25 protein-coding genes are annotated in these 24,763 nt (G+C 67.9%); 8 read left to right on the top strand and 17 right to left on the bottom strand.

Going from position 1 to position 24,763, the window contains the following annotated elements; genetic code table 11:
- Nucleotides 1-20: 20 nt before the first annotated feature.
- Genes IB278_RS13005 through IB278_RS12995 form a run of 3 tightly spaced genes read right to left on the bottom strand, consistent with a single transcriptional unit; the run spans nucleotide 21 to nucleotide 3,305 of the window.
- The gene (locus IB278_RS13005; protein ID WP_145746112.1) at nucleotides 21-662 is read right to left on the bottom strand and encodes a 2-dehydro-3-deoxy-6-phosphogalactonate aldolase; all 642 of its coding nucleotides are present in this window, start codon (nucleotides 660-662) and stop codon (nucleotides 21-23) included.
- Nucleotides 659-1,567 (bottom strand): 2-dehydro-3-deoxygalactonokinase, encoded by a 909-nt coding sequence (locus IB278_RS13000; RefSeq protein WP_192323614.1) that lies wholly within the window; start codon nucleotides 1,565-1,567, stop codon nucleotides 659-661. Before IB278_RS13000 ends, IB278_RS13005 begins: the two co-directional genes overlap by 4 nt.
- A gap of 1 nt (nucleotide 1,568) precedes the next feature.
- A complete protein-coding gene (locus tag IB278_RS12995; protein WP_192323613.1) occupies nucleotides 1,569-3,305 on the bottom strand; it encodes an IlvD/Edd family dehydratase in 1,737 nt (578 codons plus the stop codon).
- 151 nt (nucleotides 3,306-3,456) lie between these two features.
- Between IB278_RS12995 and IB278_RS12990 the strand changes: the two genes are divergently transcribed.
- From IB278_RS12990 to IB278_RS12970, 5 genes are all read left to right on the top strand, one after another.
- Nucleotides 3,457-4,200, top strand: a complete 744-nt coding sequence (locus tag IB278_RS12990; RefSeq protein WP_145746115.1) for a FadR/GntR family transcriptional regulator — start codon at nucleotides 3,457-3,459, stop codon at nucleotides 4,198-4,200.
- A gap of 97 nt (nucleotides 4,201-4,297) precedes the next feature.
- Nucleotides 4,298-5,683 carry an ABC transporter substrate-binding protein gene (locus tag IB278_RS12985; RefSeq protein ID WP_145746116.1) on the top strand — a complete coding sequence of 462 codons (1,386 nt, stop codon included), beginning with the start codon at nucleotides 4,298-4,300 and terminating at the stop codon, nucleotides 5,681-5,683.
- A gap of 43 nt (nucleotides 5,684-5,726) precedes the next feature.
- Nucleotides 5,727-6,605: a carbohydrate ABC transporter permease gene (locus tag IB278_RS12980; RefSeq protein ID WP_145746117.1), complete on the top strand. Its 879-nt coding sequence runs from the start codon at nucleotides 5,727-5,729 to the stop codon at nucleotides 6,603-6,605.
- Entirely contained in the window at nucleotides 6,602-7,453 is an 852-nt protein-coding gene (locus tag IB278_RS12975; RefSeq protein ID WP_145746118.1) for a carbohydrate ABC transporter permease, read from the top strand. The genes IB278_RS12980 and IB278_RS12975 overlap by 4 nt, the downstream gene beginning before the upstream one ends.
- A 19-nt stretch (nucleotides 7,454-7,472) precedes the next feature.
- Nucleotides 7,473-8,540, top strand: a complete 1,068-nt coding sequence (locus tag IB278_RS12970; protein WP_145746119.1) for an ABC transporter ATP-binding protein — start codon at nucleotides 7,473-7,475, stop codon at nucleotides 8,538-8,540.
- 10 nt (nucleotides 8,541-8,550) lie between these two features.
- Here IB278_RS12970 and IB278_RS12965 read toward each other — a convergent pair whose 3' ends face one another.
- Together IB278_RS12965 and IB278_RS12960 are read right to left on the bottom strand one after the other, a co-directional pair.
- Nucleotides 8,551-9,564 carry an endonuclease/exonuclease/phosphatase family protein gene (locus tag IB278_RS12965; RefSeq protein ID WP_145746120.1) on the bottom strand — a complete coding sequence of 338 codons (1,014 nt, stop codon included), beginning with the start codon at nucleotides 9,562-9,564 and terminating at the stop codon, nucleotides 8,551-8,553.
- Nucleotides 9,565-9,692: 128 nt separating this feature from the next.
- Nucleotides 9,693-11,486, bottom strand: a complete 1,794-nt coding sequence (locus IB278_RS12960) for a DEAD/DEAH box helicase (protein WP_145746121.1) — start codon at nucleotides 11,484-11,486, stop codon at nucleotides 9,693-9,695.
- Nucleotides 11,487-11,785: 299 nt separating this feature from the next.
- Here IB278_RS12960 and ettA point away from each other — a divergent pair, with 299 nt between their 5' ends.
- Nucleotides 11,786-13,447, top strand: a complete 1,662-nt coding sequence (gene ettA / locus IB278_RS12955) for an energy-dependent translational throttle protein EttA (RefSeq protein ID WP_015866459.1) — start codon at nucleotides 11,786-11,788, stop codon at nucleotides 13,445-13,447.
- A 183-nt stretch (nucleotides 13,448-13,630) separates the two neighbouring features.
- Here ettA and IB278_RS12950 read toward each other — a convergent pair whose 3' ends face one another.
- From IB278_RS12950 to IB278_RS12930, 5 genes are read right to left on the bottom strand one after another with little or no spacing between them, the layout of a single operon-like run.
- The gene (locus IB278_RS12950; RefSeq protein WP_192323612.1) at nucleotides 13,631-14,470 is read right to left on the bottom strand and encodes an NHL repeat-containing protein; all 840 of its coding nucleotides are present in this window, start codon (nucleotides 14,468-14,470) and stop codon (nucleotides 13,631-13,633) included.
- On the bottom strand, nucleotides 14,467-14,886 hold the full coding sequence (locus IB278_RS12945; protein ID WP_145746123.1) for a carboxymuconolactone decarboxylase family protein: 420 nt from the start codon (nucleotides 14,884-14,886) through the stop codon (nucleotides 14,467-14,469). The genes IB278_RS12950 and IB278_RS12945 overlap by 4 nt, the downstream gene beginning before the upstream one ends.
- Nucleotides 14,804-15,295 (bottom strand): MerR family transcriptional regulator, encoded by a 492-nt coding sequence (locus tag IB278_RS12940; RefSeq protein WP_192323611.1) that lies wholly within the window; start codon nucleotides 15,293-15,295, stop codon nucleotides 14,804-14,806. The genes IB278_RS12945 and IB278_RS12940 overlap by 83 nt, the downstream gene beginning before the upstream one ends.
- A gap of 34 nt (nucleotides 15,296-15,329) precedes the next feature.
- The gene (locus tag IB278_RS12935) at nucleotides 15,330-16,724 is read right to left on the bottom strand and encodes a TAXI family TRAP transporter solute-binding subunit (RefSeq protein WP_145746125.1); all 1,395 of its coding nucleotides are present in this window, start codon (nucleotides 16,722-16,724) and stop codon (nucleotides 15,330-15,332) included.
- Nucleotides 16,725-16,731: 7 nt separating this feature from the next.
- Nucleotides 16,732-17,781, bottom strand: coding sequence for a P1 family peptidase (locus tag IB278_RS12930; RefSeq protein WP_192323610.1), 1,050 nt, complete (start codon nucleotides 17,779-17,781; stop codon nucleotides 16,732-16,734).
- A 41-nt stretch (nucleotides 17,782-17,822) separates the two neighbouring features.
- Between IB278_RS12930 and IB278_RS12925 the strand changes: the two genes are divergently transcribed.
- A complete protein-coding gene (locus IB278_RS12925; protein WP_192323609.1) occupies nucleotides 17,823-19,121 on the top strand; it encodes an NAD(P)/FAD-dependent oxidoreductase in 1,299 nt (432 codons plus the stop codon).
- 18 nt (nucleotides 19,122-19,139) lie between these two features.
- Here IB278_RS12925 and IB278_RS12920 read toward each other — a convergent pair whose 3' ends face one another.
- The 4 genes from IB278_RS12920 to IB278_RS12905 all read right to left on the bottom strand — a co-directional run bounded on the left by IB278_RS12920 (nucleotide 19,140) and on the right by IB278_RS12905 (nucleotide 21,534).
- Nucleotides 19,140-19,607, bottom strand: a complete 468-nt coding sequence (locus tag IB278_RS12920; protein WP_145746128.1) for a DUF411 domain-containing protein — start codon at nucleotides 19,605-19,607, stop codon at nucleotides 19,140-19,142.
- 13 nt (nucleotides 19,608-19,620) lie between these two features.
- Nucleotides 19,621-19,899: a hypothetical protein gene (locus IB278_RS12915; RefSeq protein ID WP_192323608.1), complete on the bottom strand. Its 279-nt coding sequence runs from the start codon at nucleotides 19,897-19,899 to the stop codon at nucleotides 19,621-19,623.
- 61 nt (nucleotides 19,900-19,960) lie between these two features.
- Nucleotides 19,961-20,953 carry a glycerophosphodiester phosphodiesterase gene (locus IB278_RS12910; RefSeq protein WP_192323607.1) on the bottom strand — a complete coding sequence of 331 codons (993 nt, stop codon included), beginning with the start codon at nucleotides 20,951-20,953 and terminating at the stop codon, nucleotides 19,961-19,963.
- Entirely contained in the window at nucleotides 20,950-21,534 is a 585-nt protein-coding gene (locus IB278_RS12905) for a DUF1439 domain-containing protein (RefSeq protein ID WP_145746131.1), read from the bottom strand. Before IB278_RS12905 ends, IB278_RS12910 begins: the two co-directional genes overlap by 4 nt.
- A 154-nt stretch (nucleotides 21,535-21,688) precedes the next feature.
- Between IB278_RS12905 and IB278_RS12900 the strand changes: the two genes are divergently transcribed.
- A complete protein-coding gene (locus IB278_RS12900) occupies nucleotides 21,689-22,654 on the top strand; it encodes a DUF72 domain-containing protein (protein WP_192323606.1) in 966 nt (321 codons plus the stop codon).
- A gap of 19 nt (nucleotides 22,655-22,673) precedes the next feature.
- On the opposite strand, the gene IB278_RS12895 is transcribed toward IB278_RS12900, so the two are convergent.
- From IB278_RS12895 to IB278_RS12885, 3 genes are read right to left on the bottom strand one after another with little or no spacing between them, the layout of a single operon-like run.
- Nucleotides 22,674-23,444, bottom strand: coding sequence for an amino acid ABC transporter ATP-binding protein (locus IB278_RS12895; RefSeq protein ID WP_145746133.1), 771 nt, complete (start codon nucleotides 23,442-23,444; stop codon nucleotides 22,674-22,676).
- Nucleotides 23,428-24,081, bottom strand: a complete 654-nt coding sequence (locus IB278_RS12890; RefSeq protein ID WP_145746134.1) for an amino acid ABC transporter permease — start codon at nucleotides 24,079-24,081, stop codon at nucleotides 23,428-23,430. Before IB278_RS12890 ends, IB278_RS12895 begins: the two co-directional genes overlap by 17 nt.
- A gap of 18 nt (nucleotides 24,082-24,099) precedes the next feature.
- Complete coding sequence (locus IB278_RS12885; protein ID WP_145746135.1) at nucleotides 24,100-24,756, bottom strand: amino acid ABC transporter permease; 657 nt, start codon at nucleotides 24,754-24,756, stop codon at nucleotides 24,100-24,102.
- Nucleotides 24,757-24,763: the final 7 nt, after the last annotated feature.

Genomic DNA, 24,763 nt, shown 5'->3' with positions numbered 1-24,763 from the left:
GGACGTTGGAAAGAAGACTTTCAGATGGCGGCCGCGCCCGTGAAGGCCGCGACGAACCGCTGCGCATCGGCGCGCACGGCCGAGGCCTGCTTGCCCGGCTTGTAGAGCGCGGAGCCGATGCCGAAGCCGGCCGCGCCGGCCGTACGCCATTCGGCCATGTTGGTGGGCGTGATACCGCCCACGGGCATCACTGGCGTGCCTTGGGGCAGCACCGCGAGCAGGGCTTTCACCACCGCGGGCGATGCGAGTTCGGCCGGGAACAGCTTGAGTCCGGTCGCGCCCGCGGCCAGCGCGCCGAAGGCTTCGGTCGGCGTCATCACGCCGGGCAGGCAGACCATGCCGAGCCGCACGGCTTCGGCGATCACCTCCGCATTGCAGTTGGGCGAAACGACCAGCTCGCCGCCGGCCGCATGCACATAGCGCACCTGCTGCACATCGAGCACCGTGCCGGCGCCCACCAGGGCCTGCGGAAAGCGCGTGCGCATCAGCGTGATGCTGGCGTAGGGCTTGGGCGAATTGAGCGGCACCTCGAGCAGCCGGAAGCCCGATTCGACGATGGCATCGCCCACGTCGCCGGCCTCGGCAGGTGTAAGCCCGCGCAGGATGGCAACCAGCGGCAGCGCGCGCATCGCGGCTTCGAATTTTTGTTGCGGTGTGGTCATGGCGGATTTCTGTCTGCGTCGAGAAAGCCGGACAGCGCATGCAGCCCGGCCCAGGTGGCTTCGGCGCCGAGCCTGCGGGTGGCGATGCCGGTGGCGCTCAGCGCGAGCGTGTAGCGCTGCGTCAGTGCGGGGGAACCGATCAGCACAACCTCGCCGAAGGCATGCAGCGACTGCGTGCGCAGTTCTTCGCCAATCAGGAGGCCCGAGAGGTAGCTGGCGAGTTCCTGCGTGGGCATGCGCTCGAACAGCGCCAGTGTGCGCGCGCCGAATGCGTTGTGCAGCAGGCCCTGGCCGTTGTCGGCACGTGCGACGCCCTGCACGAAAGCGGCTTCGTCGAGCGGCGCATCGGCATCGAGCGTGCGCGCAAGAATCGAATGTTGGCTCAGCAGCGCGTAGAACTCGCCGGTCATGAAGGTGCGAAAGCCCGTGACGCGGCCCTTCTTGACCGTAGCCCACTTGTTGTGCGTGCCCGGCAGAACGAAGACGCCCTCGTCGACGTCCATCAACGCCATGGCGCCGAAGATCTGCACTTCCTCGCCGCGCATGACATCGGGAACGCCGTCATGCTCGTCGTTGAGGCCCGGCACGATGGAGATGCGCGAGCCCGGCCGCACGTCGATGTCGATGATGCTGCGGCCCACCTCGACACGGCCCGCGGGGCAGGCGCAATACGGTGTCTCGACCCAGCCCTGCTTGCTGCCGGCCATGCCGGAGATCAGGCAGCGCGCGCCTTCGAGGCGCATCCAGTCGCCAAACAGCGCTTCGAAAACCGCGGGGAACCCGCCTTCCGGCACCTTGAGGATGCCGCGCGCATCGCTGCGCTCTTCGAGCACCTTGCCGCCGGCATCGAGCAGCGCGCCGCGCAGTGAGCTCGTGCCCCAGTCGATGGCGACCAGTCTTGTCATGTCAGTGATTGTCGCGCGGCACGAAGGCCCCGCGGCGACCGCGCAGGAAGGCCAGGTCGGCCCCCTGGTCGGCCTGCAGCACCGTGTCGACGTACAGCTTCCAGTAGCCCGAGTCGAGCGGCGCCTTGGGCGCGACCCACTTCTCGAGCCGCCTTGCGAGCTCTTCGTCGCTCACATGCAGATGCAGCTTGCGGTTGGGCACGTCGAGCTCGACGATGTCGCCGTCCTGCACCAGCGCGAGCGGCCCGCCCGCGGCCGCCTCGGGGGCGGTGTGCAGCACCACGGTGCCGTAGGCGGTGCCGCTCATGCGCGCGTCGCTGATGCGGACCATGTCGGTGATGCCCTTGCGCAGCACCTTCGGCGGCAGCGGCATGTTGCCCGACTCGGCCATGCCCGGGTAGCCGCGCGGGCCGCAGTTCTTCAGCACCATGACGCAGTGCTCGTCGATGTCGAGGTTCTCGTCGTCGATGCGCTTGTGCAGGTCGTCCGCGTTTTCGAACACCACCGCGCGGCCCTTGTGCACCAGCAGCTCGGGCGTGGCGGCACTGGGCTTGATGATGGCGCCGTTGGGGGCGAGGTTGCCGCGCAGCACGCAGATGCCGGCCTTGTCCTTGAAGGGTTCGGCCAGCGGGCGGATCACCTGCGGGTTGTAGTTCTCGGCGTCCTTCACGTTGTCCCACAGCGTCTGGCCGTTGGCCGTGATGGCGTCCTTGTGCAGGTACTGCGCGATCTCCTTCATCACGACGGGCAGGCCGCCCGCGTAGCAGAAGTCTTCCATCAGGAAGCGGCCCGAAGGCTGCAGGTCGACCAGGCAGGGCAGGTCGGAAGCCAGCCGGTCGAAGTCGTCGAGCGAGAGATCCACGCCGATGCGCCCTGCGATGGCCAGCAGGTGAATGACGAGGTTGGTGGAGCCGCCGATGGCCGCATTGACCTTGATGGCGTTCTCGATCGCCTGTCGCGTGAGGATCTTCGACATGTGGAGGTCTTCATGGACCATGTCGACGATGCGCCGGCCGGCCATTCGCGCCAGCACGTTGCGCCGTCCATCCACGGCCGGATAGGTTGCGTTGCCGGGCAGGCCGATGCCCAGCGACTCGACCATGCAGGCCATGGTGCTCGCGGTGCCCATGGTCATGCAGTGGCCGTGGCTGCGGTGCATGCAGCTCTCGGCCTCGAAGAAGTCCTGCAGCTTGAGCGTGCCGGCGCGCACCTGCTCGCTCATCTGCCACACGCCGGTGCCCGAGCCCAGCTCCTGGCCGCGCCACTTGCCCGAAAGCATCGGGCCGCCGGAGACGCCGATGGTCGGCAGGTCGACGCTGGCCGCACCCATCATGAGCGCGGGCGTGGTCTTGTCGCAGCCCATGAGCAGCACCACCCCGTCGAGCGGATTGCCGCGGATGCTTTCTTCCACGTCCATGCTCGCGAGGTTGCGGTACAGCATGGCGGTGGGACGCAGCAGCGTTTCGCCGAGCGACATCACCGGGAATTCGAGCGGGAAGCCGCCCGCTTCATACACGCCGATCTTCACCTGCTCGGCGAGCGTGCGGAAGTGCGAGTTGCAGGGCGTGAGCTCGCTGAAGGTGTTACAGATGCCGATGACCGGACGCCCGTCGAACTGGTCGTGCGGCACACCCTTGCCCTTGACCCAGCTGCGGTAGATGAAGCCGTCGCGGTCATGGCGGCCGAACCATTGCTGGCTGCGCAGGTCTTCGGGTTTTTTCTTGGGGGAATTGCTCATCGGTTTGTCTCCGTTTACGACCGCTTACGGCCCCAAACCTCAGGGTTTGTCCTGCCGATCGGCCATTTCAATCATCATATGATAAGTGCGAACAACATGCCGGACCCTTAGTGTTTTCGAGCGTCGGCATAGCAAATTTCACATCACGCACATGATCAAGAACATCCACGGTCGCACGCTCGAACTGCTCGGCGAAGCTGTCGTGGCCGGCCGCTATGCGATCGGTGCCTCGATCCCGGCCGAACCCATTCTGGGCGAGGAGCTCGGCGTGAGCCGCACCGTGGTGCGGGAAGCCATCAAGTCGCTGGCGGCCAAGGGCCTGATCGTGACGGGGCCCAAGGTGGGCACGCGGGTGCTGCCGCAGGACAAGTGGAACTGGTTCGACCCCGACGTCATCACCTGGCAGTCGCGTGCCGGGCTCACGCCCGAGTTCCTGCGCGACCTGCAGGACCTGCGGCGCGTGGTCGAGCCGGCGGCCGTGCGGCTTGCGGCCGAGCGGGCCAGCCCGCAGGACATCGAGGAAATAGAGCGCGCCTACGCCGGCATGAAGGAAGCCGTGGAGAACGGCGGCGACTACGTCACCTTCGACCTGCGCTTTCATACCGGCCTCTTGAGCGCGGCGCGCAACCGCATGCTCGCGCAGATGAGCAAGGCGCTCAACGCACTGCTTCGCACCAGTTTCGAGATATCGACCAGCAAGCCCGACGGTCCCGCGCTTTCGCTGCCGCTGCATCGCGCGGTGCTCGATGCGGTGATTGCACACGATCCGGCCAAGGCCGAGCAGGCGGTCATCCGCCTCATCGACGGCGCGCGGCAGGACATCGAAGACGTGATCGGCTCGCGCCGCCGGCTGCCGCGGCTCGGCCGTCCGCCGCCGCGGCTGAAGGCCCACTAGCCGGGCCCGGGGCCAGGTGCGAGCCCGCGCAGGTCGCAACAGATTTTTTCACCCACGCTCGTGTTCGAGCATTTCCACCGAAGAAGAAGGAGACACCATGAAAGTCGTCAAGTCGCTGATAGCGCCGACGTTGTTCGCGCTGGGGTTGTTGGCGTCGGCAGGTCCCGCCGCCGCGCAGGAAAAGCTCACCGTCTGGTGGGTGAAGGGCTTCTACAAGGCTGAGGACGATGCGCTGTTCGCCGCCATCAAGAAGTTCGAGGAGAAGAACAAGAACGTGAAGATCGAGCTGTCGCAGTACCCGATCCAGGACATGATCCCCAAGACCGTGTCCGCGCTCGATTCGGGCAGCCCGCCCGACGTGGCCTATGCCGACGTGTACGACTTCCAGGTCACCGGCAAGTGGGCCTTCGACGGCAAGCTCGAAGACCTCGGCAGTGTGCTCACGCCCATCAAGGACCGCTTCGCGCCCAACACGATCGAGACCACCTACCTCTACAACGACCAGACCAAGAGCAAGGCCTACTACGCCTTCCCGATCAAGCAGCAGACGATGCACATCGAGTACTGGCGCGACATGCTGGCGGAGGCGGGCTTCAAGGAGTCGGATATCCCGACCACCTGGAAGGAGTACTGGTCGTTCTGGTGCGAGAAGGCTCAAACCGCCAGCCGCAAGGCAAGCGGCAAGCGCACCTTCGGCATCGGCATGCCGATGGGCGTGGATTCGAGCGACTCGTTCTATTCGTTCCTGACCTTCATGGACGCCTACAACGTCAAGCTGGTGGACGACAACGGCAAGCTGCTGGTCGACGACCCGAAGGTGCGCACCGGCCTGATCGGCGCGCTGACCGACTACACCACGCCCTACACCAAGGGCTGCACGCCGCCGTCGTCGACGAGCTGGAAGGACCCGGACAACAACGTCGCGTTCCACAACAAGACGACCCTGATGACGCACAACGCGACCATCTCCATCGCCGCCAAGTGGCTCGACGATTCGGACAATGCCTCGCTCACGCCCGAGCAGCGCGAGGAAGCGCGCAAGAACTACACCGAGCGCATCCGCACGGCGGGTTTCCCGAGCAAGCCTGACGGCAGCAAGATGGTGTACCGCACGGCCGTGAAGACCGGCGTGGTGTTCAAGGACGCGAAGAACAAGGCGCGCGCCAAGGAGTTCGTCTCCTTCCTGATGCAGGAAGAGAACCTGACGCCGTACGTCGAAGGCTCGCTGGGCCGCTGGTTCCCGGTGACCAAGGCCGCGCAGCAGCGCGATTTCTGGAAGGCCGATCCGCACCGCCTGTCGGTCTACAACCAGTACGCCGCCGGCACCGTGACCTTCGAGTTCACCAAGAACTACAAGTTCACCGTGCTCAACAACGAGAACGTCTGGGCCAAGGCCATGAGCCGCGTCGTCACCGACAAGGTGCCGGTGGACAAGGCCGTGGACGAGATGATCGCGCGCATCAAGACGGTGGCGGCGCAGTAAGCCGCGCACACGCGACACCCGAAACCACCAGCAGCTGCATGCCATGAGCGCCACTGCCACCGCCGCCGCGTCGACCCCGACGCCTGTCGTCAATCCCGGAGCGCGGCATGCGCGCTGGCAGTTCTGGGGCGCGGTCATGGTCGTGCCCTACCTGCTGGTGTTCGTGGTGTTCGTGCTGTACCCGGTGGGCTACGGGCTCTGGCTCGCCCGCCATCCGCAAAGCTACGTGAAGCTGGTCGAGGACCCGATCTTCTTCCGCTCGGTGATCAACACGGCCATCTTCCTGGTCGTGGCGATCAATCTCAAGATGCTCGTGGCCCTGGTGCTCTCGGGCTTCTTCGTGACATCGCGCTGGTGGATCAAGATCGTCTCGGCGATCTTCATCCTGCCATGGGCGATGCCCTCGATTCCCACCATCCTGTCGATCCGCTTCATGCTCAACCCCGAGTGGGGCGTGATCAACAGCACGATCTTCCGCCTGACCGGCGCCGACGGCCCCAACTGGCTCAACGATCCTGCGCTGGCCCTGGCCTTCGCTATGGTGGTCCATGTATGGAAGTCGCTGCCGTTCTGGACCCTGATCCTGGTGGCGGGGCGGCTCGCCATCCCATCCGAACAATACGAGGCGGCCTCCGTGGACGGCGCCTCGTCGTGGCAGAAGTTCCGCTTCGTGAGCTGGCCGGCGCTGAAGACGCTCTACATCACCTCGACCATTCTCTCGATGATCTGGACGCTGGGCGACTTCAACAGCGTCTACCTGCTGACCGGCGGCGGACCCGCGGACTTGACGCATGTGCTCGCCACGCTGGGTATCCGCTATCTGCGCCTCGACCAGGTCGACCTGTCGATGGCGTCCATCGTGGTGGCCTTGCCGCTCGTTCTCCCGCTCGTGTACTTCATGATGAAGAGGCTCTCGAAATGAAGCGCTGGACTCCGAAAGCCGTGCTCACCGAGGCCCGGCTGCTGCTCATCGGCATACCGGTGCTGCTGTGGACGCTGATTCCGGTCTACCACATGGTGCTCTTCGCCATTTCGTCGAAGGACTCCGCGACCTCGGGCCACCTGTGGCCCAAGAATCCGACGCTGGACAACTTCCGCATCGTGTTCCAGCAGAAGCACTTCTACCTCGACCACTTCTGGCTGCAGCTCGGGAACTCGCTGCTGATCGCGCTCACGGTAGGGGCGCTGACGCTCTTCGTCGCCACCACGGCCGCCTTTGCGATCAGCCGGCTGCGCGTGCGGGGCGGCCGCACGGTGATGAACCTGGCGCTGTTCACGTACTTCATTCCCGCGGCCTTCCTGGCCGTGCCCATGTACAAGACCATGGGCAACTACGGCCTGCTCAACAGCCAGTGGGCGCTGATCCTTGCCATGGTGACCATCGCCTCGCCGTACTGCATCTGGGTGCTCAAGCAGGCCTCCGACAAGCTGCCCTACGAGCTCGACGAAGCCGCGCGCATGGACGGCGCTTCGCCGCTGCAGCTGTTCCGGCTGGTGTACCTGCCGCTGATGGTGCCGTCGCTGGTGGCGGTGGGCACCTATTCGCTGCTGCTGGCATGGAACGAATACCTCTACGCCTTCCTGCTGCTGTCGAACGACAGGAGCGTGACGCTGGCGGTGGCGCTCGGCAACTTCCTTTCGGCCGACGATTCGCCGTGGGAACTGCTGATGGCCACCGGCCTCATCTATGCATTGCCGCCCGCGGCGATCTACTACGCCTTCAAGCGCTACATGGTGGGCGGACTCACCGCCGGTGCCGTCAAGAGCTGAGCGAACCCTGGGAACAAAAATGGCATCCGTATCCTTTCGCAATATCCAGAAATCCTTCGGCAAGGTCCAGATCATCCAGGGCCTGAGCTTCGACATCACCGACGGCGAGTTCGTCGTGCTGGTCGGGCCTTCGGGCTGCGGCAAGTCGACCCTGCTGCGCATGCTCGCGGGCCTGGAGGACATCAGCGGCGGCGAGATCATGATCGACAGCCGCGTAGTCAACGACCTCGAGTCGAAGGACCGCGACATCGCCATGGTGTTCCAGAGCTACGCCCTCTATCCGCACATGACGGTGGGCGAGAACATGGGCTTCAGCCTGCGGCTGCGCAATGCCGAGAAGTCGGTGACCGACGAGCGCGTGTCGCGGGCCGCGAAGATCCTCAACCTCGACGCGCTGCTCGGGCGCTATCCGCGCGAGCTGTCGGGCGGCCAGCGCCAGCGCGTGGCCATGGGGCGCGCCATCGTGCGCGACCCCAAGGTGTTCCTGTTCGACGAGCCGCTATCCAACCTGGACGCCAAGCTGCGCGTGGCGATGCGCGCCGAGATCAAGGCGCTGCACCAGCGCCTGAAGACCACCACCGTCTACGTGACGCACGACCAGATCGAGGCCATGACCATGGCCGACCGCATCGTGGTGATGCACGACGGCATCGTCGAGCAGATCGGCACGCCGCTCGACCTGTACGACCGTCCCGACAACCTGTTCGTCGCGCAGTTCATCGGCTCGCCGTCGATGAACGTGATCGAAGGCACGGTGCGGCGCTCGGGCGGCGAATGCCATGTCGAGGCGCATGGCGCGCGCTGGCCCGTGCCGCCGGGCACCTCGGCGCCCGACGGCCAGCCGGTGCACTACGGCATCCGCCCCGGCGACATCACGCTGGGCGGCGGCAGCGGCGTCGATGCGCGGGTGATCGTGGTCGAGCCCACGGGCGCCGAAACCGAACTGCTGGTGCAGGTCGGCGAAGCGAAGCTGGTGCTGGCGGTGCATGGCCGCGTCGACGTGCAGCCCGACCAGACCGTGGGCCTGGCGATCGATGCCGACCGCGTGCACCTGTTCGACCGCCAGAGCGGCCGGCGCATGCCCTGAACCTTGCCCGTCAGCCGGTGCGCAGCCGCAGCAGCGCGCGCACGAAGCCGTGGTCCGAGCGCGAGCGGTCCCGACCTTCGTGCAGGTGGTCGTTGAAGTAGTCGACCCGGCGCACGTCGCCCAGGCTGCGCCGGCTCGTCGCAACGAACTCCTCGCTCACGAAGATCTGGTCGAGCACGGCCGGAAAGCCCTGGTGGATGTGCGAATAGGCCACGTCCTTCTTGAGCGCTGATTCGCCCTGCATCTCGTAGGCGTTGAACAGCGCCACGTCGCGCGCGGCCTTGTCGTAGGCCACTTCGGAGGTGGCGGCCACCAGTTGCGTGGTGACGCTGTGCGGGTCGTCGTTGAAGTCGCCCATCACCACCAGGGGCGTGCTGGTGCCCTGCAGCAGGTCGATCACGATGCAGCGCAGGGCCGCCGCCTCGACGCCGCGCATGACGAGCGAGCGCAGCGAAGCCATCACGCCGACCTTGCGGTCCTCCCGGTCTTCCAGGGCATTGCCCTGCGCGTCCTGCAGGAACTTCGGCCGCTTGGACTTGAGGTGCACCGTGAGCACGTGCACCTGCTGCCCGTGCTTCATGCGCAGCGTGGCCAGAAGGGGCGGGCGCTCGAAGCGCATGTGCGGGCCCAGGCCCGGCACCTCGACCCCGAAGCCAGGCGGAAAATCGACGAAGGAGCGGACCTCGTCCACCTGCAGCCGCGTGGCAATGCCGACCCGCGGCGTGCCCTGCGCGCCGTTGTGCGGCGGCGTGTTCTCCGCGCCGGGAACCGAGACGAAGTCGTAGCGCAGCCCGCTGCGCGCAATGGCGGCCTTCAGCGCGCTTTCGTCCCAGACCTCCTGCACCGCGAGCACGTCGGCATTGAGCGCATGGAAGCGCTCGCCGGTCCAGGCGATCTTGCGTTCGTAGTCGCGTTCGTCGTAGGCGTCCTGGTTCTCGTAATACACCCGGTGCGGGTTCGCGAGATTCAGCAGGTTGCAGGTGGCAACGAAGAGCGTGGCGTAGTTGGGCGGGATGTCTTGCATGGCACGCGATTGTGTCCGCAGCGGGCGGCAGTCGGGAGGCGCCGCGCCGGCGGCGCAAAAGACAAAGGGCACCGAAGTGCCCTTTGTCTTTGTCGCGGGGCAGATGTTCCATCTACCCGCTGCGCCGGTCAGCGCCCGAACGAGCGTCCGCCGCCGCCGGAGCGGTTGCCACCGCCGCCGCCGCCGTAGCCGCCACCACCCGAACGGCCACCACCGCCGGAGCGGTTGCCGCCGTAGCCGCCACCGCCGCCGCCCGGGCGTCCGCGCCCGCGGCCGCCACCCATGTGGTCGACGCTGGTGCGCAGCGGATCCGGCTGGCCGTCGCCGCCGGCGACCGCTTCGGCGCGCAGGTGCGCGACCTGGTTGGCCTGCGTCGGGCTGTGGCTGTTGCCGTGATGGCGCGGCTGGCGCTCGTCATGCGGCAGGTGATTTTGCGGCGCATGGTGCGGCGCGCGTGCCGGGCCTTGCGGTCCGCGGCCTTGTGCCGGGCGGGCGCCCTGGCCGCGCGGGCCCTGGCCCTGTCCCTGGCCGCCGCCGTTGGCATTGCGGCCCTGGCCGCCACCGCCCTGGCCGCCACCGCGGCGCTGGCCGTTGCCGCCACCACCACCGCCTGCGCGTTCGCCGCCGCCCTGGCCGGCCTTGTTCTCGCGGATGCGCTGCAGCATCTCGGTGCGGGCAGCCTTGGCGGCCGCCTGCATCACGTCGCGGCTCGGCGGGCGGCCGGCACCGCCCCAGATCGTCTGGCGACCCATGGCGATCGGCTCGGCGCGTTCGCCTTCCTCGGGGCCGAAGCCTTCGACGAACTGCACCGGAATCGTCTGCTTGGTGAAGCGTTCGATTTCCTGCATGAAGCCTTCTTCGTCCATGCAGACGAAGCTCACGGCCTCGCCGCTCGAACCGGCGCGGCCGGTGCGGCCGATGCGGTGCACGTAGTCTTCGCTGACGTTCGGGATTTCGTAATTGACGACGTGCGGCAGCTCGTCGATGTCGATGCCGCGGGCCGCGATGTCGGTGGCCACCAGGGCGCGGATGTCGCCGCTCTTGAAGCCGGCCAGCGCCTGGGTGCGGGCGCTCTGGCTCTTGTTGCCGTGCAGCGCCATTGCCTCGATGCCGTTCTTGGTGAGGAATTCGGCCACGCTGTTGGCACCGAACTTGGTGCGCGTGAACACGAGCACCTGGCTCCACTTGTTCTCGTTGATGATGTGCGCGAGCAGCGCCTTCTTCTTGCCGCGGCCTACCGGGTGGATCACCTGGGTGATGCGCTGCACGGTGGTGTTGCGCGGCGTGACCTGGATGCTCTGCGGGTTCTTGAGCAGCGTGGCGGCCAGGTCGCGGATCTCGTCGCTGAAGGTGGCCGAGAACAGCAGGCTCTGCTTTTCCCGGGGCACCAGCGCCAGGATCTTCTTCACGTCATGGATGAAGCCCATGTCGAGCATGCGGTCGGCTTCGTCCAGGATCAGCATCTGGACCTGGCTCAGGTCGAGCATGCCCTGCTGCTGCAGGTCGAGCAGGCGGCCGGGGGTGGCCACGAGGATGTCGACGCCCTTCTTGAGCTTGCTGATCTGCGGGTTCATGCCCACGCCGCCGAAGATCACGGTGGAGTCGAGCTCCAGGTACTTGCCGTAGGTGCGCACCGATTCTTCGACCTGGGCCGCGAGTTCGCGCGTGGGCGTGAGCACCAGCGCGCGGATGCCGATGCCGCCGAACTTGTTGGTGGCGCTCGCGCCCACGCTGAGCTTGTGCAGCATGGGCAGCGTGAAGGCAGCGGTCTTGCCGGTGCCGGTCTGGGCGCCGCCCAGGAGGTCGTGGCCTTCGAGGACCGCGGGAATGGCTTGCGCCTGGATGGGGGTGGGGGTGTCGTAACCGTGCTCGTGCACAGCCTTCAAGATGGCGGGAGCCAGCTTCAGTTCGTCAAAATTCATTGGAAACAATAAGCGCCATACACGGCGCAGTGGCATCGGCCCGCTTGGCGTCTTTTGTGACGCCGAGCCAGTCAAGGCTGATGAAGGTCAGGGGTGGGAGCCGGAAAGTCCGCCCTCGCAAGAGGGTTGAAAGGCGCTTTCTTCGTCCCCGGCAGAGAGCCGGTGTTGCGGGCAACTGGACCCGGCAACGGTGCCTATTGTCGCATGAGTCGATAATCCATGGTTTGCCGCGTCCGAAAGCTTCTTCGGGCGCCCGCGCTTTTCCCCCAATTTCCGCTACCCAAGGTAAGTATTCACAGATGGCTCAATACGTCTATTCGATGAACCGCGTCAGCAAGACCGTGCCGCCCAAGCGGCAGCTCTTGAAAGACATTTCGCTCTCTTTCTTCCCCGGCGCCAAGATCGGCGTGCTCGGCCTCAACGGCTCGGGCAAGTCGACGCTGCTCAAGATCATGGCGGGTGTGGACAAGGAGTTCGAGGGCGAGGCGCTGCCCATGCCGGGGATGACGATCGGCTACCTGGAGCAGGAGCCCAAGCTCGACCCCGAGCACACGGTGCGCGAATCGGTCGAAGAGTCCATGGGCGCGGTGTTTGCGGCCAAGGCGCGCCTCGAAGAGGTGTACATCGCCTATGGTGCCGAAGACGCCGACTTCGACGCGCTGGCAGCCGAGCAGGCCCAGCTCGAAGCCATCATCGCCACCGCCGGCACCGATTCCGAACATCAACTGGAAATCGCCGCCGATGCGCTGCGCCTGCCGCCGTGGGACGCGAAGATCGGCCTGCTGTCAGGCGGCGAAAAGCGGCGCGTGGCGCTGTGCCGCCTCTTGCTGTCCAAGCCCGACATGCTGCTGCTCGACGAACCCACCAACCACCTGGACGCTGAATCGGTGGAGTGGCTCGAAGTGTTCCTGCAGCGCTTCACGGGCACCGTGGTGGCCATCACCCACGATCGCTACTTCCTCGACAACGCGGCCGAGTGGATCCTGGAAATGGACCGCGGCCGTGGCATTCCCTGGAAGGGCAACTACAGCACCTGGCTCGAGCAGAAGGGCGAACGCCTGGCGCAGGAGCAGAAGAGCGAGGAAGCCCACGCCAAGGCGCTGAAGAAGGAACTGGAGTGGTCGCGCCAGAACCCGAAGGCGCGCCAGGCCAAGAGCAAATCGCGCCTGGCCCGCTTCGAAGAGCTGAGCGACATGGAATACCAGAAGCGCAACGAGACGCAGGAAATCTTCATTCCGGTGGCGGAGCGGCTGGGCCAGCAGGTGTTCGAGTTCCACAACGTCAGCAAGTCCTTCGGCGACCGCATGCTGATCGACAACCTGAGCTTCACCGTGCCGCCGGGCGCGATCGTCGGCATCATCGGCCCGAACGGCGCCGGCAAGTCGACGCTCTTCAAGCTGCTCGCGGGCAAGGAAAAGCCGGATTCGGGTGAGGTCGTCATCGGCCAGACCGTGAAGATGGCCTTCGTCGACCAGCACCGCGACGAGCTCGCCAACAACAAGACCGTGTGGGAAGACATCTCGAACGGCCTGGACATCATCAACGTCGGCAAGTTCCAGATGGCGAGCCGCGCGTATGCGGGCCGCTTCAACTTCAACGGCGCCGACCAGCAGAAGAAGGTCGGCACGCTGTCGGGCGGCGAGCGCGGCCGGCTGCACCTGGCCAAGACGCTGATTGCGGGCGGCAACGTGCTGCTGCTGGACGAACCGTCGAACGACCTGGACGTGGAAACCCTGCGCGCGCTCGAAGACGCGCTGCTCGAGTTTGCCGGCACCGTGATGGTCATCAGCCACGACCGCTGGTTCCTCGACCGCATCGCCACGCACATCCTCGCGGCCGAAGGCGACAGCCAGTGGACCTTCTTCGACGGCAACTACCAGGAGTACGAAGCCGACAAGAAGAAGCGCCTGGGCGAAGAGGGTGCCAAGCCCAAGCGCATGCGCTACAAGGCGCTGAAATAGGCTGGCCCCCAGTCTTCGCGCACTTCGTGTCGCGCGCGCCTTCCCCCTACCGGGGGCAACACCGGAGGCCCGGCAAAGCCGGTTCCTCGGTGTTTCTGAAAGAGACCTCAGGGTGCCTCGACAAGAGCGCGTGGTTCCGCAAGGGGCGGCGCGCTTTTTTCATGGGGCGGGCAAGCCGGCGTCTCAACGCGGCCGCGCCAGCCGAAAGGCCGCATTCGCTCCCCATGTGGCGACCAGCAGGTTCCCGTCGGGGGTGCGCGCAAGGCCCACCGGGCTGGACAGGCCGTCGGCCAGCACGACGCGGCCTCCTTCGCGGTCGATGCGGCTGACTGTCGTGCCGCCGTAGTCGACCACATAGGCGGCAGTGCCCTCGGGGTCCGCGACGATGCCGGGGCCCGGGCTGCGCAGCCCGTCGTGGATGCTTCGCGCGCGTCCGTCCGGCCCGACCAGCGAGATGCCGCCCGCGATGTTGCTGACCATCAGCTCGCCGCCCGGCAGTTCGACCGCGCCGACCGGCGATTGCAGTCCCTGCGCCGCGACTTCGATCCTGCCGTCGGGATGCGCCGCGAGGATCTCATTGGTTCGGCGGTTGGCGATCAGCAGCCGGCCCTTGCGGTCGAAGCTCAGGCCCGCCGGCGTTGCCAGGCCGCTCACGAACACGCTCTGCCTGCCGCCGGGCGTGAAGCGCCACACCAGGTCCTGGCTGTACGACGCGACGAAGATGTCGCCGGAAGGGCTGATCGCCAGCCCGCTGGGGCCGCTCAAGCCCGATGCGAACACCGAGCGGGCACCGTCGGGCGCAAAGCGCAGCACCGTGCCGGCCGACCAGTTGGCGACATAGAGATGGCCTGCCGCGTCGTAGGCCATGCCGACCGGCGAGGACAGCTCGTCGTGCGCGGGGCGTTTTTCCAGCGTCCAGGCCGGCGGGGCGGGCGTTAGCGCCGAGGTGGTCGCATGGGTCGCGGTCGCAAGCAGCGCGAGGCCGAGCAGAGGCAGGCGGATGCGAAAACTGCGGTGTTTCATACGGGCTCTCCCACCGGGGCGTCGGCAGCAAACACCTCGCGCGCGGCCGCGAGGCCGTTGAGCGCAGCCGGAAAGCCCGCGTACACCGCCATCTGCATGATGGTCTCGACAATCTCGGTGCGCGTGACGCCGACATTGAGCGCGCCCTGGATGTGCACCTTGAGTTGCGGCGCGGCATTGCCCATGGCCGTGAGCGCGGCCACCACCGCGATCTCGCGCGAACGCAGGTCGAGGCCGGGGCGCGAGTAGATGTCGCCGAACGGAAACTCGATCAGGAGGCGCGCGAAATCGGGTGCGATGCCGGCCAGGCTCTCGACCACCTTGACGCCGCCTTCACCGTCGATCTGCTGGAGCTTGGCGAGCCCGCGCTCGTAGCGCAGGTTGTTGTCGTTGTGGCTTGCTTGTGTGTTGGTCATCGCTCGTCTTTCCTTCGGGGGCTGTGCCCGGTGACGAGGGATGCTTCCTGTCGATGGCGCGGTAGTGCGCGATCTTCAGCGACAGCGCCTGCATGGATTGCTGCAGCGCCGCCACCTTGGCCTGGACCTCGGCCAGATGCTGTTCGAGCATCTGCCGCCGCTCTCCGACACTGGCGTCCCCCTGGCTTCGAAGCCTGGCGAAAGCCTGCATGCCCTGGATCGGCATGCCGGTCTCGCGCAGGCGCAACAGGAAGGCCAGCCAATCCATGTCGGCGCTCGCATAGCGGCGCTGGCCGCCCGGTGCACGGGGCACCGCGGCGATCAGTCCGATGCGTTCGTAGTAGCGCAGCGTGTCGGCCGTGAGGCCGGTGCGCCGCGCGACTTCCGCAATGGTCAAGTGGGCTTCCATGGCGGGAATTCTCGAAGTTGGAGCGCGCTCCAAGTCAAGCGCTTTTTGCGGTTTCCGCGGAGGGCGCGGTCCGGGGCGCGAAATCGCCGGGCTGCGGCCAGCGCATCTGCACGCGCTTTTGCACCGTGTGGATGTTGTTGCGCAGCGCATAGAGCTCGTCGGCATACGACAGCGGAACGGCCACCTTGTTGACCACGCGGTCGAGCTCCTCGAGTTCGTCGAGCAATTCGTCGCGCCCGCCCTGGCGTGCATCGACCTTGGCCTCGATGTCGCGCAGCCGCGCATACCAGCGGAACACGCGGCGGCGCACGCGGAACTGGTAGAGCGGCGGCACCACGCGGCTCAGCGGCAGCATCAGCACCAGGAGGCCGCCGAGCACCAGCCACATGCGCTCGATCAGGTTGCTGGCCCAGAACGGCAGGTAGCGCTGCCAGAACGGCGGCGTGCCGTTGATGGCGCGGTCGCCCTCGGGGCTCACGGGCAGTTCGCTGGTGCGTGTGTTGGGAAAATCGCGCGCGCGGTTGAACCAGCCGGCGTCGCTGTGCACGCTTTGCGCGGCCTGCGCGAAGAGCTGGCGCAGCGCGGAGTGGGTCTTGTCGCGCGAAAGCAGCGAGGTGGTGGCCGCGAGCAGCGAGACGTCCGTAGGCGGCAGGTCCTTCGACAGGTCGACCACGCCGCGCGGCAGCGTGACCGCCGAGAGAAACGGAAAACGCCGCGTGTACGCATCGGCCTGGCCGAAGTCCATGAGCTTGATGTCGGGCGCGCGCAGCAGCCGCTGCACCTGCGGCGACTGCGGCGCCGAGGACAGCACGATGGCATCGAGCAGGCCGGCCTGCAGCGCTTCGGCCGCGGCCGCCTGTTCCAGGTTGGAAAGCAGCAGCGCATCGGGCTCGAGGTGGTTGGCCTTGAAGAGCCTTTCCATGATCTCGGGCAGGCCGCTGCCCGCCAGGTCGACGTTCACGCGCAGGCCGCGCAGCTGGGCGAGCGAAGTCAGCGTGGCCGTCTTGCGGTCGATCTTCTGCGCGCTGTCGGCGCGGTAGAAGAGCCAGATCGGCTCGAAGAACAGGCTGCCGAGCGAGGTGAGGCCGGCTTCCTCATCGGCCACCGGGTCGGCGCTGCCGCCGCGCACGAAGCCCACGTCGGCGCCGCCGCTGCGCAGCAGTTCGAGGTTTTCTGAAGAGCCCGTGGTGGCCTTGAGCTCCACCTCGATGCCGCTCGCCTTGAGCAGCTCGGCATAGCGCTTGCCGAACTGCGAATAGGCGCTGCCGGTCGGCCCGGTTGCCAGCGTCACGTGCTTGGGCGGCTGCGGCTGCAGCCACCAGTAGGCGGCAATCAGCAGGCCGATCACGAGGAACACGACGGGGCCGGCCGATGCGATCAGGTCGCGGATCGACAGCAGGATCAGCTTCAGTGTCTTGGGCATGGCCATGGGGTACTCAACCTTTCGTTGCGGCGAAGTCGGCCGCGCATGGCACGTGCAGCTCGCCGACGGTGATGGAGCGCGCCGCCAGCACCGCGCGCAAGGTGGCACGCGCCACCGCCTCGGCGGCCATGGTGCCGAGCACGGTCATGCCGGGCCTGGATTCGGAAGAAGGGCCTTCGAGCGGAATGCGGCCGGTGGCCAGCGCAAACAGCGTGTCGCCGTCGCTCATCGTGTGCACCGGGTTGATGGCGCGTGCCAGGCCGTCGTGCGCCACGCTCGCAAGGCGGTTGGCCTGCACCTTCGTCAGCACCGCGTCGGTCGCGATCACGCCGAGCGTGGTGTTGGTGCCCGCGAGCAGCGGCTGGGGCAGGTCGCCGCGCAGCAGGGCGCGGCGGGTGTCGAGCAGCGCAAGGCCGTCTTCGGTGCGCGCGCCGGCCACCGGCTGCGCGGTGTCGGGGTCGATCACGTCGCCCAGCGCATTGACCGCGATGAGCGCGCCCACCGTCACGCCGCCCACGGTGACCGAGGCGGTGCCGATGCCGCCCTTCATCGCGCGGTGCACGCCGAAGAGCTTGCCCACGAGCGCGCCGCTGCCGGCGCCCACATTGCCTTCTTCCGGCGCATCGCGGGTGGCCGCCTCGCAGGCCGCATAGCCGGCCGCGGCATCGGGGCGGATGCGCGCGTCGCCCATGGGCAGGTCGAACAGCACGGCGGCCGGCACGATCGGCAGGGTGCCGAAGCGCACGTCCATGCCGATGTTGCGTTCCTCGAGCCAGCGCATGGCGCCTTCGGCCGCGGCCAGTCCCCAGGCGCTGCCGCCCGCCAGCATCACGCCGTGCACCTGCTGCACCAGGTTGCCGGGCGAGAGCAGGTCGGTCTCGCGCGTGCCCGGTGCGGCGCCGCGCACGTCGACCCCGGCCACCGCCCCTTCGCGCGCGAGGATCACGGTGCAGCCCGTGGGCCGGCGCGTGTCGGAAAAATGGCCGACTTCGATGCCGGCCACATCGGTGATGGCGCCGGAAGACGAAGCAGGAGAAGAGGAAGCGGATGACGGAGCGGGCATGGCGGCCGATTATGGGACCGCGCCCTCTACGATAGGCCCCCATGACAGTTGCAAGAAGTTTCTCCGCCGAGGGCGCGGGACGCCATGTGGTCGTGATCGGCGCAGGCGCCGTGGGCAGCGCGACCGCCATCGAGGCCTTGCGCGCCGGCCTGCGCGTGACGGTGGTGGAGCCCGGCGAGCCGGGCGGTCCGCAGGCCACGAGCTACGGCAATGCGGGCTGGCTCTCGTCCCATTCCGTGGTGCCGCCCGCGCTGCCCGGTGCCTGGCGCAAGGTGCCGGGCTGGCTGGCCGATCCGCTGGGGCCGCTCGCGCTGCGTTGGCGCCATCTGCCGCGGGCCTTGCCCTGGCTGCTGCGCTACCTGGCCTCGGGCTGGACCGAGGCGCGCGTGCAGCGCACCGCCGACGCATTGCGCACGCTGCTGGCCGATGCCCCGGCCCTGCATGCCCGGCTCGCCGCCGAGGCCGGGGTGCCGCAGCTCATCGAGCAGCGCGGCCTGCTGCATGCCTACCGGTCGCGCGAGGAGTTCGAGGGCGACGCGCTCGGCTGGCGCGTGCGCCGGCGCACCGGTGTGCAGTGGGAGGAGTGGCCGGCGGCTGAATTGCGGCAGCGCGAACCCGACCTCGACGCGCGCTACACGCTCGGCATCTTCGTGCCCGAGGCCGGGCACTGCCGAAATCCGGGGGCCTATGTGGCGGCGCTCGCGCGGCATGCGCAGGAGGCCGGTGCGCAGCGCGTGGCGGCGCGCGCCACCGGTTTTCGCATCGAGGGCGGGCGGCTGCGCGCGGTGCGCACCGAGGCCGGCGAGATCGCCTGCGACGCCGCCGCCATCTGCGCCGGTGCGCGCTCGGGCCCGCTGGCAGCGGCGGCCGGATCGCCGGTGCCGCTCGAATCGGAACGCGGCTACCACGTGGTCGTCGAAGGCGCTTCGGCGGGGCCGCGCACGCCGACGATGGTGGCCGACGGCAAGCTCATCGCGCACTGGATGGACGGTGGCCTGCGCGCGGCCGGCCAGGTCGAGATCGGCGGGCTCGAGGCCGCGCCCGACTGGCGGCGCGCCGAGATCCTGCACCGGCACCTGCGGTCGATGTTTCCGGCGCTTGGCACCCAGCCGCCGGAGGCGGTGGCCGTGAAGCACTGGCTCGGCCACCGGCCCAGCCTGCCCGACGGGCTGCCCTGCATCGGCGCATCCGCGGCCAGCACGGACATCGTGCTGGCCTTCGGGCATGGGCACGTCGGCCTGTGCGGCTCGACGCGCACCGGCAGGCTCGCGGCGCAATTGCTCGCGGGCACCGCGCCCGAGACGGCACTGGCCCCTTTCGATCCCGCCCGCTTCAGCTGACGCGCGGCGCGGTCTTCCTCAGCGGTAGCTCTGGAAGACGCGGCTGCCGCCGTCGGCCAGCACCAGCAGAACGTCGTAGGGATCGTGCCGATCGCCGTAGGCGGCGCCGTCCATGCCCGGCGATCCCACCGGCATGCCGGGCACGGCGAGGCCGATGGCTTTGGGCTTTTCGCGCAACAGCCTGTGCACCTCGCGCGCGGGCACGTGGCCTTCGAGCGCATAGCCGCCGACCAGGCCGGTGTGGCATGAGCCCAGCCTGGCGGGAACGCCGAGCCGGGTGCGCGCGGCGCTGTTGCCAGCGTCGTGCACGCGGGTGGCGAAGCCGTTGGCCTCGAGGTGCCTGACCCAGTCCTGGCAGCACCCGCAGTTCGGGTCCTTCCAGATCTCGACCATTGGCGCGGCGGCCGATGCGGCCAGCGGCCATGCCGCCGTGGATGCGAACGCGAGCAGCGGGGCGGCGCGCAGAAGAAGGGTGCGTCTTTGCATGGTTTGTTTCTCCTCAGGACGCCAGCTGCGCGCGGGCCTTGCCGGCCCACACCTGCAGGTTGTCGAGCAGGTCTTTCTGGCTGAAGGAACAGCTCTCTTCGCTGAACAGCGCGCTCGACTCGAGCCGGTCGAGCAGGTTCAGCAGCACCTCGCCATAGCGCGGCGGCAGCGCCGCGAGCAGTTCGCTGCTTGCACGCGCCTCGTTCGAGAGCGCGGCGACCGATCCGCCGCCGCCTTGCAGCGCCGCGATTCCGCTGCTGACGGCTTCGAGCTGCCGTGCGGCGGTGCTCATAAGGCAACCTCCGCGCTACGCGCTGCGGTGCGAGCCCCCTTCGGAGCGGCCGGGCGGGGGCTCATGACGAAGCCTTTCCAGGTGGCGGCAGCGAGAGGCCGCGTTCGCGCATCAGGTCGCGCAGCACGTCGGGGTAGTCGGTGATGATGCCGTCCACACCCCAGTCCATCAGCCGCAGCATGTCGGCGCGCTGGTTCACGGTCCAGGGCAGCACCTTGAGGCCGAGGCCCTGCGCTTCCTTGATGGCGGGCCGTGTCAGGTCGTTGTAGGCGGGCGACCAGATGACGGGCCCGCCCGCCGTGCCGGCCGCGGCCTTGACCAGCTGCGGCGTCGAGGCGAACTGCGCGGCGTCGAGGCCGGCCGTCCAGCGGCTGTCCTTGAGCGTGCGCGGGGAGCTCAGGTAGGCCCGCGGCAATTGCGGCGCAAGCTGGCCGACCAGCGCGAGCGTGCGCCAGTCGAAGCTCTGGACGGTCACGCGGCCGCCCATCTGCGCCTTGTCGATCTCGGCGAGCAGGGCGCGCACCATCGGCTCGGGCGCGGCGGTCTCGTCGGGCTTGGTGGGATCGATCTTGGTCTCGATGTTGAAGCGCACCGTGGCGGCCGCGGCGCCGCGTGCGCGCACCTGCTCGAACAGTGCGGCCAGGGTCGGAATGCGCTCGCCGTCGCGCGGCAGCTGCAGCGCGAACTGCTTGCCGTAGCTGCTCGCGGGGTTCAGCCGGCCGACGTCGTAGCGCTGCAGTTGCGCCAGCGTGAGAGAACGGAGGGTGGGGCCGGTCTTCGATGCGAGCCAGGCGCCGTTCGCGTCGCGTGTGTGGTCGGCGTTGAGCGCGGTGTCGTGCGAGATCACGACCACGCCGTCGGCCGTAAGCCCGATGTCCAGTTCGAGCGTGCTCACGCCCAGGTCGATGGCGTTGGAGAAGGCCGCCAGCGTGTTCTCCGGCGCGAGCCCGCGCCCGCCGCGGTGCGCCTGCAGGTCGAAGTGCTGCTTGGCCGTGGGGAGAATGGCCGCGCAGCCCGCGATGAGCAATGCGGCGGCAAGCAGTGGGTATTTCATTTCAGCTGCACCTTGATGCCGTCGTCCTGCACCGTGATGTCGCCGATCTCGTAGGTCTTGCGTCCCACCGTGAGCTCGTCGGCCGTGAAGCTGCGCAGCACCTGCCCCTGCAGCAGCTCCTGCGCCACCACCGCGCCCACCTGCTGCAGGCGTTCCGCATCGCGGCCCTGCACGCCCTGCAGCTCGAGGCGCTCGGCCTTGGGCCGGTCCAGGCGCAGCGCGCGCGCTGCGGCGTCGTAGCGCAGCGCGCTGCTGACCGAGACCACGCCCTGCACCGGCGAGGCAGCCAGCAGGGGGCTGGCAATGGTCAGCGTGGCCGTGATGGCCGCGCGGTTGCTGCGCGCGTCCAGGCCCAGCTGCGGATCGCGCAGCCCGACCATGAAGATCTCGGCATAGCGCTCGGCCACCGGAAAGCGCTTGGCGATCTGCGCCTGCAGTTCGTCGCGCGTGGCGGTGTATTCGCTGGTGAAGAAGTTGAAGCCGGCCAGCGCGCAAAGCGGCGCCTGCAGGGCCGCGGCGCCGCACAGCGCGCGCAGCATCCAGCGGCGGGAAGTGGTGAAGGGCAGGGAGCGGATTTGCATACTGCTCGGAGCTTGCCACAGCCCGCGGGGTTCCGGGGAGTCCGGGCCTCCGGCCGGCGCGCCGGGCGCATGCTGCTATGCGGACAGGAAAATCTCCTACGCCACGGCGCCGTTCGGCAGGCCACGTTCGAGGCTCCGGAAAAAAAGACCAACGATGCAGGGCACGACGCGAATCGGGATCTCTGGCTGGCGCTATGCGCCATGGCGCGGCCGCTTCTATCCCAAGGGGCTCCCGCAGCGGCTCGAACTCGACTTTGCCTCCCGCATGCTGCCCACCATCGAGATCAACGGCTCGTTCTATTCGCTGCAGCGCCCGGTGTCGTACCAGGCATGGCACGACGCGACGCCCGACGGTTTCGTGTTTGCGGTGAAGGGGCCGCGCTACATCACCCACAACCTGCGGCTCAAGGAACCGCACGGTGCGCTGGCCAACTTCCTTGCATCGGGCGTGTTCACATTGGGCGCCAAGCTGGGCCCGATTCTCTGGCAGCTGCCGCCGTCGTTGGCCTACGACGCCGGTCGGATCGAGGAATTCCTGGCGCTGCTGCCCAGGGATGGCCGTTCCGCCCTCAAGCTCGCGCGCCAGCACAACGAGAAGCTTGCCGACGACCGCGCGTTGCTGAAGGCACCCGCGAAGCTGCGCATCCGGCATGCGGTGGAAGTGCGCCATGCGAGTTTTGCAAATCCGGACTTCATCGCGATGCTGCGCCGCCATGGCGTCGCGCTGGTGGTTGCCGACACGGCGGGGCGCTGGCCGCTGCTCGAAGACCTGTGCGCCGACTTCGTCTACCTGCGACTGCACGGCGACAAGGAGCTTTACGCGAGCGGCTACGACGATGCCGCGCTCGACCGCTGGGCAGAGCGCATCGATGCCTGGCGCCATGGACGCCAGGTGAAGGACGCAAGGCTGGCCGTACCTTCGCGCCGGTTCTCCGGGCGCAAGGGGCGCGACGTGTTCTGCTATTTCGACAACGACGTCAAGGTGCACGCGCCCTACGATGCCGCGCACCTGGCGGCCCGGCTCGGCGTGGCCACCGGGCTGGGGGCAGGCGACCGCTTCGAACTGCCGCCGGACATGGCGGTGCGAAAGCCGGCGCGCGCGCGGCCGGGCAGGAAGTAGCGCGGCGCTGCGTACCGCCTCAGTCGTGCAGCGACGAAAGGAATTGCTTCAGCTCGGCCGTCTGCGGATTGCCGAACATTTCCGCCGGTGGTCCCATCTCGTGCACGCGGCCCTGGTGCATGAAGATCACGCGGTCGCTCACCTTGCGCGCAAAGCTCATCTCGTGCGTGACCATCAGCAGCGTCATCCCTTCGTCGGCCAGCGACTCCACCACGCGCAGCACCTCGCCCACCAGCTCGGGGTCGAGCGCCGAGGTGATCTCGTCGCAGAGCAGCACGGCCGGTTCCATGGCCAGCGCGCGGGCGATGGCCACGCGCTGCTGCTGGCCGCCCGAGAGCTGCTCGGGCATGGCGTCGAACTTCTCGGCCAGGCCCACGCGTTCGAGCAGCTTGCGCGCCTGCGATGCCGCCTCCATGCTGCTGCGCTTCTTCACCAGCGTGGGTGCGAGCATCACGTTCTTGCCGACCGTGAGATGCGGAAACAGGTTGAAGCTCTGGAAGATCATGCCCACGTGCTGGCGCAGCTCGCGCATCGCCATGGCGCTCTCGTGCAGCAGCGGCTTGCCGTCGACCGTGAGCGAGCCTTCCTGGAACACCTCGAGCCCGTTGATGCAGCGCAGCAGGGTGCTCTTGCCCGAGCCGCTCTTGCCGATGATGGCAATGACCTCGCCGCGCTTCACGTCGAGGTCGATGCCCTTGAGCACCTCGTTGGCGCCGTACGATTTGCGCAGCGCGGTCACGCGCACGATCGGCGCGGCGGAGGTCTGGTGGGATTCAAAGACGGCGGCCATGGGATTTCCTCTCGAGATTCTTGGCGTACAGGCTCACCGGGAAGCACAGTACGAAGTAAAGCAGCGCCACGCAGCTGAACACCACGAAGGGCTTGAAGGTGGCGTTCGAAATCATGCTGCCGGCCTTGGTGAGTTCGACGAAACCGATCACCGAGGCGAGCGCCGTGCCCTTGATCACCTGCACCAGGAAGCCCACCGTCGGCGCGATCGCGATCTTCACCGCCTGCGGCAGGATCACGTGGCGCATCTGCTCGCTGAAGCTCAGCGCCAGGCTGCCCGAGGCTTCCCACTGGCCCTTGGGAATGGAGGCCACGCAGCCACGCCAGATTTCGGTGAGGAAGGCGCTGGTGTAGAGCGTGAGCGCCACGCTGGCCGCGGTCCACGCCGACACGTCGACGCCGAACAGCGCGATGCCGAAGTACGCGAGAAACAGCTGCATCAGCAGCGGCGTGCCCTGGAACAGCTGCACATAGAGGCCGACGGCGCGGCCCATGGCGCTGCCGCCGCGCAGCCGCAGGAACAGCAGCAGGGCGCCCACCAGCCCGCCGCCGATGAAGGCGATGAGCGAGAGCACGACGGTCCAGCGCAGCGCCATCAGCAGGTTGCGCAGGATGTCCCAGAGAGAAAAATCGACCATGGTGGTGGCGTCCTGCGTTCAGCGGCCGAAGAAGAATCTCGGCCCGGCCCAGTTGAGCAGCCTGCGCAGCGCAACGGCCAGTGCCAGGTAGAGCAGCGTGGCGACGATGAAGGCCTCGAAGGCGCGGAAGTTGCGGCTCTGGATGAGGTTGGCGGCATAGCTCAGTTCCTCGGTGGAGATCTGGCCGCACACGGCGGAGCCCAGCATCACGATGATGATCTGGCTCACCATGGCGGGCCACACCTTCTTGAGCGCCGGCGGCAGCACCACGCGGGTGAACACCTGCACCTTGTCGAGCGCCAGGCTCACGGCCGCCTCGATCTGCCCCTTGGGCGTGGCCTCGATGCCGGCGCGGATGATCTCGGTGGCGTAGGCCCCGAGGTTCATCACCATCGCGATCACCGAGGCCACCTCCGGCGTGAGCTTGACGCCCGCCGCAGGCAGCCCGAAGAAGATGAAGAACAGCTGCACGATGAAGGGCGTGTTGCGGATCAGCTCCACATAGCTGCCGACCACCCAGCGCAGCCACACCGGCCCGCTGGCGCGCGCCCAGGCGCAGGCCACGCCCACGGCCATGCCGATGACGGTGGCGATGGCCGTCAGGCCGACCGTCCACGCGATGCCCTTGGCGAGCAGCCGCCAGTCGACGAGAACTGCACCGAAGTCGAATTCCATGGCCGCG

The sequence above is a fragment of the Variovorax sp. VRV01 genome, from assembly GCF_014852545.1.
GTDB lineage: Bacteria > Pseudomonadota > Gammaproteobacteria > Burkholderiales > Burkholderiaceae_C > Variovorax > Variovorax beijingensis_A.
The sequence above is the reverse complement of the archived record's forward strand: the minus strand, read 5'-3'. Positions and strand labels throughout refer to the sequence as shown.